This window comes from Proteus hauseri ATCC 700826 (assembly GCF_001654965.1).
GTDB lineage: Bacteria > Pseudomonadota > Gammaproteobacteria > Enterobacterales > Enterobacteriaceae > Proteus > Proteus hauseri.
On sequence record NZ_LXEV01000034.1, the window covers coordinates 12,932 to 30,329 of the forward strand.

The 17,398-nt window shown below is 40.8% G+C and carries 11 protein-coding genes, 1 pseudogene and 1 riboswitch; of the genes and pseudogenes, 10 read left to right on the top strand and 2 right to left on the bottom strand.

Annotated features, from left to right (window positions below; genetic code table 11):
* Window positions 1–4: 4 nt before the first annotated feature.
* Complete coding sequence (gene rppH, locus M997_RS15460; RefSeq protein ID WP_064721006.1) at window positions 5–535, bottom strand: RNA pyrophosphohydrolase; 531 nt, start codon at window positions 533–535, stop codon at window positions 5–7.
* 112 nt (window positions 536–647) lie between these two features.
* Window positions 648–741, top strand: a riboswitch (TPP riboswitch).
* A 114-nt stretch (window positions 742–855) separates the two neighbouring features.
* Between rppH and thiB the strand changes: the two genes are divergently transcribed.
* The 6 genes and pseudogenes from thiB to rluA all read left to right on the top strand — a co-directional run bounded on the left by thiB (window position 856) and on the right by rluA (window position 10,347).
* Complete coding sequence (gene thiB / locus M997_RS15465; RefSeq protein ID WP_064721127.1) at window positions 856–1,821, top strand: thiamine ABC transporter substrate binding subunit; 966 nt, start codon at window positions 856–858, stop codon at window positions 1,819–1,821.
* Entirely contained in the window at window positions 1,821–3,401 is a 1,581-nt protein-coding gene (gene thiP / locus M997_RS15470) for a thiamine/thiamine pyrophosphate ABC transporter permease ThiP (RefSeq protein WP_064721007.1), read from the top strand. The genes thiB and thiP overlap by 1 nt, the downstream gene beginning before the upstream one ends.
* Window positions 3,394–4,095 (top strand): thiamine ABC transporter ATP-binding protein ThiQ, encoded by a 702-nt coding sequence (gene thiQ / locus M997_RS15475; RefSeq protein WP_064721008.1) that lies wholly within the window; start codon window positions 3,394–3,396, stop codon window positions 4,093–4,095. Before thiP ends, thiQ begins: the two co-directional genes overlap by 8 nt.
* A 101-nt stretch (window positions 4,096–4,196) precedes the next feature.
* A pseudogene (locus M997_RS15480) lies at window positions 4,197–6,547 on the top strand (DNA polymerase II).
* Between the two features lie 189 nt (window positions 6,548–6,736).
* Window positions 6,737–9,640: an RNA polymerase-associated protein RapA gene (gene rapA, locus M997_RS15485; protein ID WP_064721009.1), complete on the top strand. Its 2,904-nt coding sequence runs from the start codon at window positions 6,737–6,739 to the stop codon at window positions 9,638–9,640.
* Window positions 9,641–9,693: 53 nt separating this feature from the next.
* Window positions 9,694–10,347, top strand: coding sequence for a bifunctional tRNA pseudouridine(32) synthase/23S rRNA pseudouridine(746) synthase RluA (rluA, locus tag M997_RS15490; RefSeq protein ID WP_064721010.1), 654 nt, complete (start codon window positions 9,694–9,696; stop codon window positions 10,345–10,347).
* Between the two features lie 245 nt (window positions 10,348–10,592).
* Here the strand turns inward: rluA and djlA are convergent, their stop codons facing one another.
* Window positions 10,593–11,393 (bottom strand): co-chaperone DjlA, encoded by an 801-nt coding sequence (djlA, locus tag M997_RS15495; RefSeq protein WP_064721011.1) that lies wholly within the window; start codon window positions 11,391–11,393, stop codon window positions 10,593–10,595.
* A gap of 430 nt (window positions 11,394–11,823) precedes the next feature.
* Between djlA and lptD the strand changes: the two genes are divergently transcribed.
* The 4 genes from lptD to rsmA are packed head-to-tail and all read left to right on the top strand — an operon-like array spanning window position 11,824 to window position 17,383.
* The gene (gene lptD, locus M997_RS15500) at window positions 11,824–14,199 is read left to right on the top strand and encodes an LPS assembly protein LptD (RefSeq protein ID WP_064721012.1); all 2,376 of its coding nucleotides are present in this window, start codon (window positions 11,824–11,826) and stop codon (window positions 14,197–14,199) included.
* Between the two features lie 50 nt (window positions 14,200–14,249).
* Window positions 14,250–15,587 (top strand): peptidylprolyl isomerase SurA, encoded by a 1,338-nt coding sequence (gene surA / locus M997_RS15505; protein WP_074379368.1) that lies wholly within the window; start codon window positions 14,250–14,252, stop codon window positions 15,585–15,587.
* Window positions 15,577–16,578: a 4-hydroxythreonine-4-phosphate dehydrogenase PdxA gene (gene pdxA, locus M997_RS15510; protein WP_064721014.1), complete on the top strand. Its 1,002-nt coding sequence runs from the start codon at window positions 15,577–15,579 to the stop codon at window positions 16,576–16,578. The genes surA and pdxA overlap by 11 nt, the downstream gene beginning before the upstream one ends.
* Window positions 16,571–17,383: a 16S rRNA (adenine(1518)-N(6)/adenine(1519)-N(6))-dimethyltransferase RsmA gene (gene rsmA / locus M997_RS15515; RefSeq protein WP_064721015.1), complete on the top strand. Its 813-nt coding sequence runs from the start codon at window positions 16,571–16,573 to the stop codon at window positions 17,381–17,383. The genes pdxA and rsmA overlap by 8 nt, the downstream gene beginning before the upstream one ends.
* Window positions 17,384–17,398: the final 15 nt, after the last annotated feature.

Genomic DNA, 17,398 nt, shown 5'->3' on the forward strand with positions numbered 1-17,398 from the left:
TTATCTAATATCTTTTACGGCGATATCCATAAGATTGACGTAATGCAGACACTTGTTCTTGTAACGGCATAACAATTGGGGCGAACTCTTTCATTACCCGTCGATAAACATCTCGTTTAAAAGAGACGACTTGACGAACCGGATACCAATAGCTCACCCAACGCCAACCATCAAACTCAGGCGTTTTGCTTTGCTGAACATTAATGTCCTTGTCATTACTCGTTAACTGCAAAAGGAACCAACGCTGTTTTTGACCTATACAAACAGGTTTTGTATCCCAACGCACCAAACGCTTAGGCAATTTGTAACGTAACCAGTTACGTGTGGAGGCAAGAATTTTGACATCCTTACGACTTAACCCAACTTCCTCGAACAACTCGCGATACATTGCCTGCTCTGGCGACTCACCAGGGTTAATTCCACCTTGGGGAAATTGCCATGAATGTTGCCCATAGCGACGGGCCCAAAGAACTTGCCCTTGCCGATTACAAATTACAATCCCAACATTCGGGCGGTAGCCATCATCATCGATCACCAGACTACCTCAATAACAAAATTTGAAAGATAACTTATTGTTTCATACTACTCACAGACGGTAAACCTCTATCAACAGACTTTGCACAGCGCCCCGTTTTATCTACAATGGGAAAGTCTCAACGGGGTGCCCTCTTTTTGGCTGAGAAAAACCCGTGGAACCTGATCCAGCTAATACTGGCGTAGGGATTTGAGTCAGGATGCAGCAATATCTTCTTAATTTGCCTTCCTTACTCCTCAGATCCTACCTGACTTTTCACTGAGGAACGTAACGTGCTAACAAAATCTATTCGTCATACTCTCGTTATTGGCGTATTAGGCATGATGGCTGCATTTTCAGCCAATGCCGACCAGAAAAAACCTACGCTAACTATTTATACCTATGATTCCTTTACTGCTGATTGGGGTCCAGGTCCTGCGATAAAAAAAGCCTTTGAACAACAATGCGATTGTGAATTAAAGCTTGTTGCCCTGTCTGATGGTGTTTCTCTTCTTAATCGCTTACGAATGGAAGGTAATAAAAGCAAAGCAGATATTATTTTAGGATTAGATAACAACCTTATTCATGCCGCGAAAGAAACTGGACTTTTCGCACCAAGTAACATCGACACATCAAAACTTGCGTTGCCAGAAAAATGGACAGATGACACTTTTGTGCCTTACGACTACGGTTACTTTGCCTTTATTTATGATAAAAATCGCATTACTAACCCACCCAAAAGCATGGCTGAACTGCTAAATAGCAAAGAAAAATGGAAGATTTTGTATCAAGATCCGCGCACTAGCACACCAGGTTTAGGTTTAATGCTTTGGATGCAATCACTTTATCCAGAAAATACCGCAGCTGAATGGAAAAAGCTGGCGGACAAAACACTGACGGTGACCAAAGGCTGGAGCGAATCTTATGGCTTGTTCTTAAAAGGTGAAGGCGATTTTGTGCTGAGTTATACCTCATCTCCGGGTTATCACATCCTCGCGGATAAAAAAGATAACTATGCAGCTGCTATTTTCTCTGACGGCCACTATCTACAAGTTGAAGTTGCGGCAAAATTAAAATCAAGTCAACAACCTGAGTTAGCACAACAGTTTATGCAATTTATGCTAACACCCGCATTCCAAGAAGCGATTCCTACAACCAATTGGATGTATCCTGTTATCGATATGCCGCTGCCTGATGTCTACTCTGTGATGCCAAAACCTGAAAAATCGCTGCAATTTGATGCTGATATAGTGGCCAAAGAGCGCCAACAATGGACTCGTGATTGGCAATCTGCGGTTAGCCGCTAATGAAAAGTTGGCTTATCCCGGGGCTATTAGCCTCGGGTTTACTTCTTATTGTTGCATTACTTTCATTTGGTGCATTGTGGTTTAATGCGCCAAGTGGTGAATTCAGCTCTATTTTTGCTGATGATTATTTATGGCATGTCGTTCGCTTTACCTTCTGGCAGGCTTTTTTATCGGCATTATTTTCTATTTTGCCCGCACTTTGGCTTGCTAAAGCGCTTTTTCGACGTCAATTTTGGGGTAAAACGCTCTTTTTACGTTTATGTGCCATGAGCCTTGTACTACCTGTATTAGTCGCTTTATTCGGTATTTTAACGGTTTATGGTAGAGCGGGTTGGATTGCTCATATTTGTGCATGGCTTGGTATTGATTACCAATTCACACCTTATGGCTTACAAGGAATATTATTAGCTCATATCTTTTTTAATATGCCATTAGCCACAAGAATGTTGTTACAAGCGCTAGAGAGCATCTCACCAGAACAACGTCAGTTAGCATCACAATTAGGAATGAATGGCTGGCAGCGTTTTCGTTTTCTTGAATGGCCTTACTTGTGGCGTCAAATACTCCCCACAGCGGCGCTAATTTTTATGCTCTGTTTCGCCAGCTTTGCTACAGTACTCGCGCTGGGAGGTGGGCCTGCGGCAACAACGATTGAACTCGCCATTTATCAAGCATTAAGTTATGACTATGATTTACATCGCGCCGCATTATTAGCACTAATACAGCTATTTTGCTGTTTAGGGTTAGTGTTAATTAGTCAAAAGCTCAATGGTTCCCTATTTGTTGGGCATAGCCAGCAAATGCACTGGCGCGACCCCGATGATCCATTAATTACCAAAATTAGTGATATTTTTATTATCACTATTGCCGTTCTGTTTTTAATACCGCCAATTTTAGCGGTAATAACAGATGGTATGAATAGTCAGTTTATTCGAGTAATACAGCAACCCGTGCTTTGGCAAGCGTTTAGAACGTCATTGGTGATTGCGATAGGGGCTGGTTTTGTCTGTGTGGTGCTCACAATGATGCTGTTATGGAGTAGCCGCGAATTACGATTACGCCATTTCCCTCGTGCAGGGCAAGCAATGGAAATGAGCGGATTAATTATTCTGGCGATGCCAGGAATTGTATTGGCAACAGGTTTTTTCCTCTTATTAAACAACACCATTGGTCTGCCTGAATCACCTTATATTTTGGTTATTTTAACCAACGCATTAATGGCTATTCCTTATGCATTAAAAGTACTAGAAAACCCAATGAATGATATTGCCTCTCGCTATAGTTTGTTATGTCAGTCATTAAATTTACGGGGTATCAATAGACTACGTTGGATTGAATTACGCGCACTGAAAAAGCCTATTTCGCAAGCTCTTGCTTTTGCGTGTGTTATCTCTATTGGTGATTTTGGTATTGTGGCCTTATTTGGCAATGAAACATTTCGTACACTGCCATTTTATCTTTATCAACAAATTGGGGCATACCACACACAAGATGGTGCAATTACAGCAATGATCCTTTTACTACTGTGTTTTGCTCTTTTTAGTTTGCTAGAACGCATACCAGGAAAATCTCATGATTAAGTTAGAGCAACTTTCTTACACCTATGAACATCAGCATCTTACATTTAATTTAAATGTTAATGCGGGTGAGCGTATCGCGATACTAGGTCCTAGTGGTGCAGGAAAAAGTACATTACTAAGTTTAATTGCAGGTTTTTTACCTTCAGAAAACGGCTCGCTGACTCTTAATGGTGAAAACCATACCAAAACAGCACCAGCAAAACGGCCTATCTCCATGTTATTTCAGGATAATAACCTTTTCCCACATTTAACCGTAAGACAAAATATTGGCTTAGGGTTAAATCCCGGATTAAAGCTAACGCCCACCCAAAAAACATTGTTAGAAAGCCGCGCCAAACAAGTTTCATTAAGCGAATATCTCGAGCGATTACCCGCTCAATTATCTGGCGGGCAACGTCAACGTGTCGCAATAGCACGTTGCCTTGTGCGTGAACAACCCATTATTTTACTTGATGAGCCGTTTTCTGCACTCGATCCTGCATTGCGTATAGAAATGCTGGCGCTATTAGAACAACTGTGTGATGAAAAAAATCTCACGTTATTAATGGTTTCTCACAGCCTTGAAGATGCCGCTAAAATCGCGTCAAGAGCAATAGTGATTGATAATGGCACTATTGTTTACAATGGAAATACACAAGCTTTGATTAATGGTGAAGTAGATCAATCACTTATTTTAGGTATTCCTTTAAATTAAACCCAGTTGAAATAACTGTATAAATAACCATAGATTTGACTATAATAAATACATATTTAATGATGTTTTTTTATTCTTTTAGTGTATTTATTAGGAACTCAATGATTGGTCATACTGAGCAAGGTTTTATTCTCACACGCCATTGGAGCGATACACCAAAAGGTGTGGTCGTTTCCTATTGGTTAGCAACTGAGAATGGTGCTCGTAAAATTACAGTTCCAATACAATATGCTATCGGTTTTGTTTCTCAACAACACGAAACACAATTGCGCTCATTAGTGGGTAATAATCGCGATATTGAAATTCGTGCTCTTGATTTGAAAGATTTTAATCGTGAGCCAGTTTTTGGTCTTTACTGCAAGCAATACCGCCAGCTAACGCAGCTAGAACAACAATTAAAAGAACACAATATTCGGATGAGGGCGATATTCGCCCACACGAGCGTTATATGATGGAGCGCTTTATCACCGCGCCGGTTTGGTTTCGTTATCAAACAAATAATACTGTTAGCTTAAAACCAGCCCCCGATTATCGACCAACATTACGCGCTGTCTCTTTAGATATTGAAACCAGTGAATTTGGCGAGCTTTATTCTATTGGTCTTGCTGGTTGTGGCGATAATGTAGTGTTTATGCTGACAGAAAGTTTGCCTGTAGTTCAAGAAAGTCAGCAGCCAGAAGGCTATCGCCTGCACTATGTCACCAGCCGTTTGCATTTAATTGAACGGCTTAACGAATGGATACAACATTACGATCCCGACGCTATTATTGGTTGGAATTTAATTCAATTCGATTTGCGTATTTTACACACCCATGCACAACGTTATGGCATAAACCTACTATTAGGTCGCCAAAATAGTGCATTAGAGTGGCGAGAGCATGGTTTTAAAAAAGGACATTTTTTTGCTTCTGCACAAGGCCGTTTAATCATTGATGGAATTGAAGCACTAAAAATGGCGACATGGAATTTTCCCTCTTTTAGTCTTGAGTCTGTTGCTCAAACATTGTTAGGTGAAGGCAAAGCCATAGATACGCCTTATGCCAGAATGGACGAAATCAACCGACGCTTTAAAGAAGATAAACCCGCTCTAGCTTATTATAATTGGCAAGATTGTGTGCTGGTTAATCGTATTTTTGATAAAACAAAGCTCATGGACTTCCTGTTAGAAAGAGCCTGTGTAACGGGGCTTTCTGTTGATAGAAGTGGGGGCTCTGTGGCGGCATTTACTCACCTTTATTTACCTTCAATGCACCGCATTGGTTATGTGGCGCCCAATCAAGGTGAAAAGCCTGAAGAACATAGCCCCGGTGGTTTTGTTATGGATTCTACTCCGGGTTTATATGACTCAGTCGTAGTATTAGATTACAAGAGCCTTTATCCTTCTATTATCCGTACTTTTTTAATTGATCCAGTCGGAATGATTGAAGGCGCTTATCAACCTGAAGAAAAACTTGCTGTTCCTGGTTTTCGTAATGCTTGGTTTTCTCGCCAACAGCACTGTTTACCTGAAATTGTGTCACATATTTGGCATGAGCGGGATAACGCAAAATCGCACCAAAATGCGCCGCTTTCTCAAGCGTTAAAAATTATCATGAATGCATTTTATGGTGTATTAGGTTCTGTTGGATGTCGTTTTTTCGACCCTCGCCTTGCCTCTTCCATTACATTGCGTGGTCATGAAATTATGAAAACCACCCGAAAATTAATTGAAGCCAAGGGTTATCAAGTTATTTATGGTGACACTGATTCTACTTTTGTCTGGTTAAAAGAAACACATACAGAACAGCAAGCAAAAGCGATTGGCCACCAATTGGCAAAAGAAGTGAGTCAATGGTGGAAAGATTATTTATTAGAAACTTATCAACTTGATAGTAAACTAGAACTTGAATATGAAACTCATTATCGGCGTTTTTTGATGCCAACTATACGCAATATGGATACGGGCAGTAAAAAGCGATATGCCGGATTGAGCGGCGATAAGATGGTATTTAAAGGATTAGAGACCGTTAGAACCGACTGGACACCGCTTGCGCAGCAATTTCAGCAAGAGCTGTATATGAGAATATTTCATCAGCAACCTTATCAACAATTTATTCGCGATTACGTGGCTGATACGCTAGCAGGAAAATACGATGATAGGCTTATTTATCGTAAGCGCTTACGTCGCAAATTATCAGAATATCAGCATCACGTTCCCCCCCATGTTAAAGCAGCACGTTTAGCAGATGCATATAATCAATCAAAAAATAGACCGCAACAATATCAGCAAGGTGGCTGGATTAGTTATATAATTACCCTCTTAGGGCCTGAACCGTTAGAGCATGTTACCTCAGCACCTGATTACGAGCACTATATCAATAAGCAGTTAATGCCTATTGCAGATGCTATTCTCCCCTTTATACAAGATGATTTTTCTACCTTGTTAAATGGACAAATGACACTCTCATTTTAAGATGTGTCATTTTGCAGGTGACGGCTTGCCTTGCATCTATTAACATAACGCCCCTTTGGTGATAATTATCTTTTCTTTGCTTAAAGAATAGACATTTTTTATCTCCCAGATTTTAATGACAACACCGCAATACTGCATTCATTAATAATTAACTTCTAAATTATATATTTGAGAGCTGAGTTTATATATATGCCTTTTACTCTTGGTCAACGTTGGATTAGCGATACAGAAAGCGAACTTGGGCTCGGTACTGTTGTGGCAATTGATGCCCGTATGGTTACCCTACTTTTCCCTGCATGCGGAGAGAACCGTCTTTATTCTCGTCACGACGCCCCAATTACGCGGGTGATGTTTAATGCAGGAGATACCGTCACCAGTCACGAAGGCTGGAAGCTGATGATCGATAACGTTGAAGAGGATAACGGTCTACTCATCTATCAAGGTGTTCGTCTCGACACTGAAGAAACAACACAATTGCGTGAAGTGTTCCTCGATAATAAATTGACCTTTAATAAGCCTCAAGACCGCTTATTTGCTGGGCAAATTGATCGTATGGATCGCTTTGCACTACGCTATCGCGCTCGTAAATTTATGAGCGAGCAATTTAAACAAGCACAAAGTGGTTTGCGCGGTATTCGTGCCAGCCTTATTCCTCATCAACTTTATATTGCCAACGAAGTGGGTAAACGACATAACCCACGTGTGTTATTGGCAGATGAAGTAGGTTTAGGTAAAACCATTGAAGCAGGTATGATAATCCACCAGCAGTTAATGGACGGTCGTGCTGAACGCGTACTCATTATCGTACCAGAGAGCTTACAGCATCAATGGTTAGTTGAAATGTTACGTCGTTTCAACCTGCGTTTTTCACTGTTTGATGATAGCCGCTATAGCGAATCGCTGCTTGATAGCGATAACCCATTTGAAACTGAGCAGATGATTATTTGCTCGTTAGATTTTGTGCGCAAAAACAAACAACGTTTTGAGCATCTCGTTGAAGCAACATGGGATATGTTGGTGGTTGATGAAGCGCATCACCTTGTGTGGAGCGAAGAAGCACCAAGCCGTGAATATCAAGTAATTGAAGAGTTAGCAGACTCAATTCCATCTGTGCTGTTACTCACCGCAACACCGGAGCAATTAGGGCAAGAAAGCCACTTTGCACGCTTACGTTTACTTGATCCTAACCGCTTCCACGACTACAACGAGTTTATTAGTGAGCAACAAAAATATCGCCCTGTTGCTGACGCGGTGACTATTTTACTGTCTGAAGACGATTTAAGTGTCGAGCAACAAACTATCATTAGTGAAATGATCAGCGAACAAGATATTGAGCCGCTGCTTAAAGCGGCCAATACCAAAGGTGATGATCGTACTCAATCACGCCAAGAGCTTATTCATATGCTAATGGATAGACACGGTACTGGCCGTTTGCTATTCCGTAATACCCGTTCTGGCGTTAAAGGTTTCCCTAATCGTTTACTTCATGCGATAAAAATGCCGTTGCCGACACAGTATCAAACAGCCATTAAAGTTGCTGAGATTATGGCTGCGAAAAAAAGCATTGAAGTTCGTGCAAAAGAGATGCTTTACCCTGAGCGTATTTACCAAGAGTTTGAAGGTGAAAATGCGACTTGGTGGAACTTCGACCCACGTGTTGAGTGGTTGCTGGGCTTTTTAACTGCAAATCGCCATGAAAAAGTACTGGTTATTTGTGCTCAAGCTGCAACAGCGCTGCAATTAGAACAAGTATTACGTGAGCGTGAGGCTATTCGTGCCGCAGTGTTCCACGAAGGTATGTCATTACTTGAACGTGACCGTGCCGCGGCATATTTCGCCTCTGAAGAAGAAGGGGCTCAAGTCCTATTATGTTCTGAAATTGGTTCTGAAGGTCGCAACTTCCAGTTTGCAAATCAACTGGTGATGTTCGATCTTCCTTTCAATCCTGATTTATTAGAACAACGTATTGGTCGTCTAGATCGTATTGGTCAAAACCGTGATATCGATATCAGCATTCCTTACCTTGAAGGTACTGCGCAATCTGTTTTACTTCGCTGGTATCACGAAGGCTTAGATGCTTTTGAACACACTTGCCCAACAGGTCGTACAATTTATGATAATGAATACAATGCGTTAGTTAATTATCTTGCTCAACCTAATGAACTTGCTGATTTTGATGAGTTTATTGCGTCTTGCCGTAAACAGCACGATGACATGAAGCTCAAATTAGAACAAGGCCGTGACCGTCTATTAGAAATGCACTCTAATGGTGGTGAGAAAGGTGTTGAGTTAGCAGGTAAAATTGCAGCACAAGATAACGATCCTGAACTGGTTAATTTTGCACTTAATCTCTTTGATATTGTTGGCATCAATCAAGAAGATCGCAGTGATAGTCTGATCATATTAACGCCATCTGATCATATGTTAGTCCCTGATTTTCCTGGATTACCACAAGATGGCTGCACAATTACCTTTGATAGAGAGCAAGCGCTATCTCGCGAAGATACTCAATTTATTAGTTGGGAACATCCGATTATTCGCAATGGCTTAGACTTAGTGCTCTCTGGCGATACAGGAAGTTGTGCCGTTTCTTTGCTGAAAAACAAAGCGCTACCAGTAGGAACATTATTAATTGAGCTAATTTATGTTGTAGAAGCTCAAGCGCCTAAGCATCTGCATTTGAGCCGCTTCTTACCGGCAACGCCAGTTCGCTTATTGCTCGATTTAAAAGGCAACAACCTTGCTTCTCAGGTTGAGTTTGAAAGCTTTAACCGCCAATTAAATGCGGTTAATCGTCATACATCAAGTAAATTGGTTAATGCTGTACAAAGTGAAGTTCACCATGTACTGAAATCCTCTGAACCACTAATGGAAACAGAAGCGACAGCGCTAATTAGCAAAGCAAAAGCACAAGCAGACCGTGTATTAACACATGAACTTTCTCGTTTAGCTGCATTGCGTGCTGTTAACCCCAATATTCGTGATGATGAAGTTGAAGCCATTGAAAATGAGCGCACGCATATTCTGAATCACTTAGATGAAGCAACATGGCGCTTAGATGCTATTCGCCTTATTGTTGTTACCCACCAGTAAGTATACTGACAACGGGGAGTCTGCACTCCCCGTTATTTTGTGAGATATCCACCATGATGGAAGTTTATAACCCACCAACAGACCCTTGGTTACATGTTCTTTATCAAGATGAACATATTATTGCTGTTAATAAACCAAGTGGATTACTTTCTGTACCGGGTAAAGCACCAGAACATCACGACAGCATTATGTCTCGTATTAAAGCGGAATTTCCTGACGCTGAATCAGTGCATCGCCTTGATATGGCTACAAGTGGTGTGATGGTTGTGGCATTAAATAAAGCGGCAGAGCGAGAACTGAAACGCCAGTTTCGTGAGCGCGAACCGAAAAAAACCTATATCGCACGCGTATGGGGTCGGCTTGAAAAAGAAGAAGGATTGGTGGATTTACCATTGATTTGTGATTGGCCAAATAGACCAAAACAAAAGGTATGTCATGAAACTGGAAAAGCTGCACAAACGTTTTATGAAGTGCTGGAATATGAAGAGAATGCAACTCGCGTAAAGTTATCACCCATTACGGGGCGTTCTCATCAATTGCGGGTACATATGCTGGCGTTGGGTCATCCTATTTTAGGAGATCGTTTTTATGCTCACCAGCAGGCAAGAGTGATGGCACCTCGCCTGCAGTTACACGCTCAAGAGTTATTCATTACGCATCCAGCATTCCATACGCCGATACATTTTGAATGCCTTGCAGATTTTTAGCTTCTGTCACGAAACTAAAACGGTCACCGAACTTAGTGAAGCAAGGAGCAAGCAAAGCGCTAATCCCATAACCCCAACAAGAACACGGACGTTTGACATTGATTCAGTTCCTTTTTTAAGAGAAGAGTGAATGAAATAATTAAATTTCATTTATATTTTACCGTGATAAATAATAAACTCAACTTAGTCTAAGTTATCTCTATCACGGAATAATTCTCTCTTTTCTCATCTTCATTTACAAGATATTAACGAAATCCTTTTTCTTTTTTAATCAAATCGTAAGCTACTTGTATAGATTGTGCTTTTTGTTTTGCAATTTCCATCATTTCAGGTGGTAAACCTTTTGCAACTAACTTGTCAGGATGATGTTCACCCATCAGTTTTCTATAAGCTCTTTTTATCGTTTTAACATCATCACTCTCTTTAATACCGAGGACTTTACAAGCGTCAGATAGCGTTGGGCCTTGAGATGTTTGTTGATAAGCGTTGCCATTTTGATAATGGAAATTTTGGCCAGCCTGCATCATTGCTAATATATGTTCAAAATGTGCGCGCGAAAATCCAAGCTCATCAATAATGATAAACAGCATTTTTCTCTCGTTCGGATGGAGTTCTCCATCTGCAAATGCCGCTTGTAACTGAATTTCCAGAAACATCTGAAGCAAGTCACTGCGACCGACACAACTTTGTCTGACTCGTTGTAATGTTGCACGTAACGGAAAATCAAATGCTTTACCTTCTCTAAAGGCTTGTTGCGCGGCTTGACGAGCTGCACCATGCAAATTCATTCTATCCATTAGACGACTAGCAAGTGTGATATCTGTTTGTGTAACGCGCCCTTTTGATTTTGTAAGATGTCCAAGCACTTGAAATGTCGCAGCAAAGAAAAATGCTTGTCTATCACGAGTAAAACGCCCGCCATTGCCTAATTTACTTCTTTGCACATCGTAAAGATGACCAAGAAAAACACCAATGACAATTCCCCAAAAGCCCACACCAGCAAAGCTACCAATGATAAGGCCTAATAATTTTCCCCAATAGCGCATACACTCCTCAAATCGTCAATGCCCTGCTCACAAATTTGCATTATCATACTATTCATTTGCTTTCACACCTAACGCCAAGCCGACATCAAATAGAAATTTTCTTAAAATAAGCGAAATCCCCCTTTCTCTTTATACAGAGATAATGCTGTTTTCGTTTAAATTGTGTTAAAGTAAAATGAGTGACCAAACGAATAACCTTAGCGTTGTTATACAGCATTAAATACCGCACAAGCGCGGTGTTTTTTTGTTTCTAATAAAGCTATTAACCTATTTCAACACAGAAACATCGAAAAAATGAGGTTAACGCCATTTTTTCGGTTACCGTTAGAACAATGTTCAGGACGTCGGGCTGATGTCGCGTAACTCCCTGCGTTAGTTTCTGGCTGTTTAGCAGTAAGAAGCCACTGATGACGGAAGCACATAAATACTTATGAAAAAAAGTTATCCCACACTGCTGGCCACCTTGGTTTGGGCCACAATATATGGTCAGCCTGCTTATGCTGATCTTGCCTCTCAATGCCTGCTGGGAGTTCCTGTTTATAACAAACCTCTCGTAGAAGGTGATCCTAATAAGTTACCAGTCACTATTAAAGCTAATGATATGCAAGGGGAATACCCGCGTATGGTTAGATATAAAGGTGATGTAGGTATTACACAAGGCAACCAAACTCTCAGTGCTGATAGTGTTGAATTAACACAGACTGAGGGTGAAGTACCATTAAGAATGGTAACGGCAACGGGTAATGTGTCTTACGATGATCCACAAATCATCTTAAAAGGCCCTCGTGCTTGGTCTAATTTAAACAATAAAGACACCGATATTGAAGAAGGTGATTACCAAATGGTTGGCCGTCAAGGCCGTGGTTACGCAGATAAAATGCAAATGCGTGGAGAAAACCGCTATACCATTATGGATAAAGGAATGTTCACCTCTTGTTTACCTGGTGATGATAGCTGGAGTGTTTTAGGTTCAGAAGTCATCTTAGACCGAGAAGAACAAGTTGCTGAAATCTGGAATGCACGTTTTCGTGTCGCAAATGTGCCGATTTTTTACAGCCCATATCTTCAACTTCCTATTGGTGATAAACGTCGCTCAGGTTTTCTTATTCCAAACGGAAGTTATTCTCGTAGTTCTGGTTTTGAATTTTTACTGCCTTATTACTGGAATATTGCCCCTAATTACGATGCAACCATTACCACCAACTATATCAGTCGCCGAGGCTTAAAATTAGATAATGAATTCCGTTATTTAACCACGCCAGGAAGCGGTACTATTGCAGTTGACTGGATAAATCACGACACACAGTATAATAAAGACAAAAACGAAGCGAATGCAGGCTATCTACCTCGTGATTCTGCAAGTCGTTGGTTATTTTACTGGGGTCATAATGGCGTAATGAATAACGTCTGGCGTTTTAATATCGATTACACCAAAGTAAGCGATAATAAATACTTCACCGATTTTACCTCGCAGTACGGTAATACCACTGACGGTTACGCAACACAAAAATTCAGTACGGGTTATGCACAGCAAAATTGGAATGCCACACTCACCACGAAACAATTTCAGATTTTCTCTGAAAATAGAAATGCCAAGGCATACCGTGCAGAACCACAACTTGATCTTAATTATTACAAAAACGATATTGGTCCATTTGATTTTCGTACCTACGCTCAATTTGTCCGTTTTACTAGCGTAGGCGACAATACTCCTGAGGCAAATCGTTTCCACATCGAACCTACCGTTTCATTACCACTCTCAAATGGTTGGGCAAGCTTTAATAACGAATTAAAGCTAATGGCCACTCATTACGACCAAGATATTCCTGATGCTTACAAAGAAAAATACGGGGATGTATTAAAAGATAATGTTAACCGTGTACTGCCCCAATTTAAATCTGATGCGAAAGTGGTTTTTGAGCGCCAGTATAGTCAAGGCGATATCACACAAACTTTAGAACCTCGCGTTCAATATCTTTATGTTCCTTATAAAGATCAAACCAATATCAATAACTTTGACTCGTCACTACTGCAATCAAACTACAATGGTTTATTTCGCGACAGAATGTATGGCGGCTTAGACAGAATTGCCTCTGCAAACCAATTAACTGCTGGGGTAACTTCGCGTTTTTATGATAGCGAACTGGTTGAACGTTTTAACGTTTCTGTGGGTCAAATCTACTTCTTTGAGCGACCAAGAACAGGCCCTTCATCAAAAATTAATGAAATTATTAATAGTAAAGATGAATCAGGCTCTATGGTTTGGGCGGGTGATGCTTACTGGCGTATCTCTGATGAGTGGGGTATGCGAGGTGGATTACAATATGACCGCCGCTTAGGTAGTGTGTCTATGGGTGATGCGATTATGGAATATCGTAAAGATAGCGACCACCTTCTACAGTTAAACTATCGTTATGTAGACCGTGATTATATTCAAGCAACTCGTATTCGTACCCTTGAAGATTCACAGAACAATTGGCTAAAAGATTACCAAAAAGGAATTTCTCAAATCGGTGTGGTGGGAAGTTGGCCATTAGCTGAACGCTGGGGACTGGTAGGCTCCTATTACTTTGATACCAAAGAATCAGAGCCTGTTAGCCAAATGGTTGGTATACAATATAATACCTGTTGTTGGGCCGTAAACGTCGGTTATGAACGCAAAATTGTTGGCTGGAAAGTAGACCACAGCGATATCGATAATAAATGGTCTGTCAATGTGGAACTCAGAGGCCTAAGTAACAATCATAGTTTGGGTAGCCAGAAAATGCTTGAACGCGGTATCTTACCTTATCAAAGAGCATTCTGATGTTATCAGACTACGAAATTGGCTGAATAAATATGTCACCCCGCAACAAGATGCGGAAAACACATAATGGGAAACTTATGAAAAATTGGAAAACGCTGTTTATCGGCTTTATGATCACAGTCGGTGCAGCCACCAGCTCAACAGCATTTGCTGCACAAGAATTAAACCGCGTATCTGCTGTGGTAAATAATGGTGTCGTTTTAGAAAGTGACGTCAATAGAATGCTACAAACCGTGAAGATGAACGCAAAAAATGCAGGTCAAGAAATGCCTGATGAGCAAGTTCTTCGCCAACAAATTTTAGAGCGTTTAGTCATGGATAACATCATTTTGCAAATGGCCCAACAAATGCAAATTGATATTCCAGAAGCTGCTGTTGAATCAACCATTAAAGGCATTGCTGCTGAAAATAATGTTTCATTTGAAAATCTGAAAAAACGCCTTGCTGCAGATGGCATTTCTTATAACGATTATCGTCAAGATATTCGTAAAGAAATGATGCTTGCTGAAGTTCGTAATAATGAAGTACGCCGCCGCATTACTATTTTACCTCAAGAAGTTGATTCTTTAGCCAAACAAATCGAGAACCAAAGTAGTCAAAGTGTTGATCTAAATCTTAGCCATATCTTAATTCCATTATCAGAAAATCCGGCTCCAGCTGAAATCGAAAAAGCAAAACAAGTTGTGGCTCGTATTATGAATCAAATTAAAAGTGGTGCTGATTTTGGTAAATTAGCCGCAACCTATTCTGCCGATCCACAAGCACTCAATGGCGGTAATATGGGATGGGCATCTATTGATGAATTGCCAACGCTTTTCGCTAAAGAGCTCGCTAACGCCCAAAAAGGTGAAATTGTAGGGCCGATTCATTCTGGTGTTGGTTTGCATATCATCAAAGTTAATGATGTGCGTGGTGGTTCAAAAACTATTTCTGTTACCGAAGTTAAAGGCCGCCATATCCTGCTAAAAAGCTCACCAATTATGAATGATGAGCAGGCTTACGCAAAATTACAGCAAATTGCAGCAGATATTCGTAGCGGAAAAATAAGCTTTGCTGATGCCGCTAAAGAATATTCTGAAGATCCAGGTTCCGCATTACGTGGTGGTGATTTAGGATGGTCGATGCCTGATGTTTATGATCCCGCATTCCGCGACGCCTTAATGCGTTTAAATAAAAATGAAATGAGCCAACCTGTTCGCTCAAACTTTGGCTGGCATCTAATTGAACTAGAAGACACTCGTAGTGTTGATAAAACAGATGCAGCAAATAAAGAACAAGCTTACCGTTTACTCTTTAATCGTAAGTTTAGTGAAGAGGTTCAAAACTGGATGCAAGAATTGCGTGCAGGGGCTTATGTACAAATTATGAACGACAATAATGCAAACTAAGCTTAATAAACCACTTGTTATCACCCCCGGCGAACCAGCCGGGGTTGGTCCTGATCTAATCATTTCATTAGCTCAAATGAATTGGGATCTGCCTTGGGTTGTTTGTGCAGATCCTCAATTACTGAAAATCAGAGCGCAATTATTAGATCTTCCACTTACTGTAGTCGAATACGATCCCAATACGCCACCTTTAGTACATATCCCTAGCCAAATCTATATACTGCCAGTACCGCTGATCCATGCTGATGTTATTGCTGGCCATCTTGATGCACGTAATGGGCAATATGTTGTAGAAACATTAGCAAGGGCTTGTGATGGATGTCTTAACGGTGAGTTTTCTGCATTAGTAACAGGGCCAGTACATAAAGGCATTATTAATGATGCTGGCGTACCATTTACAGGACATACAGAATTTTTTGCTGATCGCAGCCACTGTGAACGTGTTGTAATGATGCTGGCAACAGATACTCTAAGAGTCGCTTTAGCTACCACACATCTCCCTTTAAGAGACGTTGCCGATGCAATAACAGGTCAGCTTCTCAATGAAATAATTACTATACTAAACCATGATTTAAAAACAAAATTTGGTATTACATCCCCCCAAATTTATGTTTGTGGTCTTAATCCTCATGCCGGTGAAAGTGGTCATATGGGTCGTGAGGAAATTGATATAATTGAACCGGCATTAGCACAATTACGTGATCAAGGAGTTCATCTTCATGGTCCTTATCCGGCAGATACACTCTTTCAGCCTAAATATCTAGCTCATGCAGATGCGGTGCTGGCAATGTATCACGATCAAGGATTACCTGTGCTAAAATACGAAGGTTTCGGTCGTGCAGTGAATATTACCCTCGGTCTTCCTTTTATCCGTACATCTGTTGATCATGGGACAGCCCTTGAACTTGCAGGTACTAAAAGTGCAGATGCTGGCAGTTTTCGCACCGCATTAAATTTAGCCATTAATATGATACAAAATTGTAATGAATAATAGAGTCCATCAGGGTCACTTTGCCCGCAAACGCTTCGGGCAGAACTTTTTAACCGACAGCTATATTATCGAAAGTATTGTTGAATCCATTTACCCAAAGCCAGGTGAAGCCGTTGTTGAAATCGGCCCAGGGTTAGGTGCATTAACTGAGCCAGTTGCTGCAAGAATGGATAAAATGACCGTTGTTGAAATCGACCGCGATTTAGCTGCGCGCTTAGAGATTCATCCAACATTAAAAGACAAGCTGACCATTATTCAGCAAGATGCTATGACGATAGATTTTGCTGCACTAGCAAAAGAACGTCAGCAGCCTCTACGTGTCTTTGGTAACTTGCCTTATAACATTTCGACTCCTTTAATGTTTCACCTATTTAGTTTTGCAGATGCCATTTCAGACATGACTTTTATGCTGCAAAAAGAAGTAGTAAATCGTCTAGTTGCAGGTCATGGCAGTAAAACTTATGGTCGATTAAGTGTAATGGCACAATATCATTGCCAGATTATTCCTGTTCTTGAAGTTCCACCTACTTCATTCAGACCCGCACCTAAAGTAGATTCAGCAGTAGTTCGCTTAATCCCTTACAAAGAAAAACCTTATCCAGTTAGTGACTTAACGATGTTAAGTCGTATTACTGCACAAGCATTTAACCAGCGACGTAAAACACTGCGTAACAGCTTGGGTGGATTATTGGCAGCAGAAGATATGATTGCGCTTGATATCGATCCGACAGCTCGTGCAGAAAATATTTCTGTTGAGCAGTACTGCAAAGTGGCAAACTGGTTATCGCAAAAGCAAGAAGCATAAGAGAACACCAGAAAC

Excerpts from the sequence above, each read along its gene's own strand:
- thiB (WP_064721127.1), top strand. The coding sequence starts at position 856 with ATGATGGCTGCATTTTCAGCCAATGCCGACCAGAAAAAACCTACGCTA.
- thiP (WP_064721007.1), top strand. The coding sequence starts at position 1,821 with ATGAAAAGTTGGCTTATCCCGGGGCTATTAGCCTCGGGTTTACTTCTT.
- thiQ (WP_064721008.1), top strand. The coding sequence starts at position 3,394 with ATGATTAAGTTAGAGCAACTTTCTTACACCTATGAACATCAGCATCTT.
- rapA (WP_064721009.1), top strand. The coding sequence starts at position 6,737 with ATGCCTTTTACTCTTGGTCAACGTTGGATTAGCGATACAGAAAGCGAA.
- rluA (WP_064721010.1), top strand. The coding sequence starts at position 9,694 with ATGATGGAAGTTTATAACCCACCAACAGACCCTTGGTTACATGTTCTT.
- djlA (WP_064721011.1), bottom strand. The coding sequence starts at position 11,393 with ATGCGCTATTGGGGAAAATTATTAGGCCTTATCATTGGTAGCTTTGCT.
- lptD (WP_064721012.1), top strand. The coding sequence starts at position 11,824 with ATGAAAAAAAGTTATCCCACACTGCTGGCCACCTTGGTTTGGGCCACA.
- surA (WP_074379368.1), top strand. The coding sequence starts at position 14,250 with ATGCGGAAAACACATAATGGGAAACTTATGAAAAATTGGAAAACGCTG.
- pdxA (WP_064721014.1), top strand. The coding sequence starts at position 15,577 with ATGCAAACTAAGCTTAATAAACCACTTGTTATCACCCCCGGCGAACCA.
- rsmA (WP_064721015.1), top strand. The coding sequence starts at position 16,571 with ATGAATAATAGAGTCCATCAGGGTCACTTTGCCCGCAAACGCTTCGGG.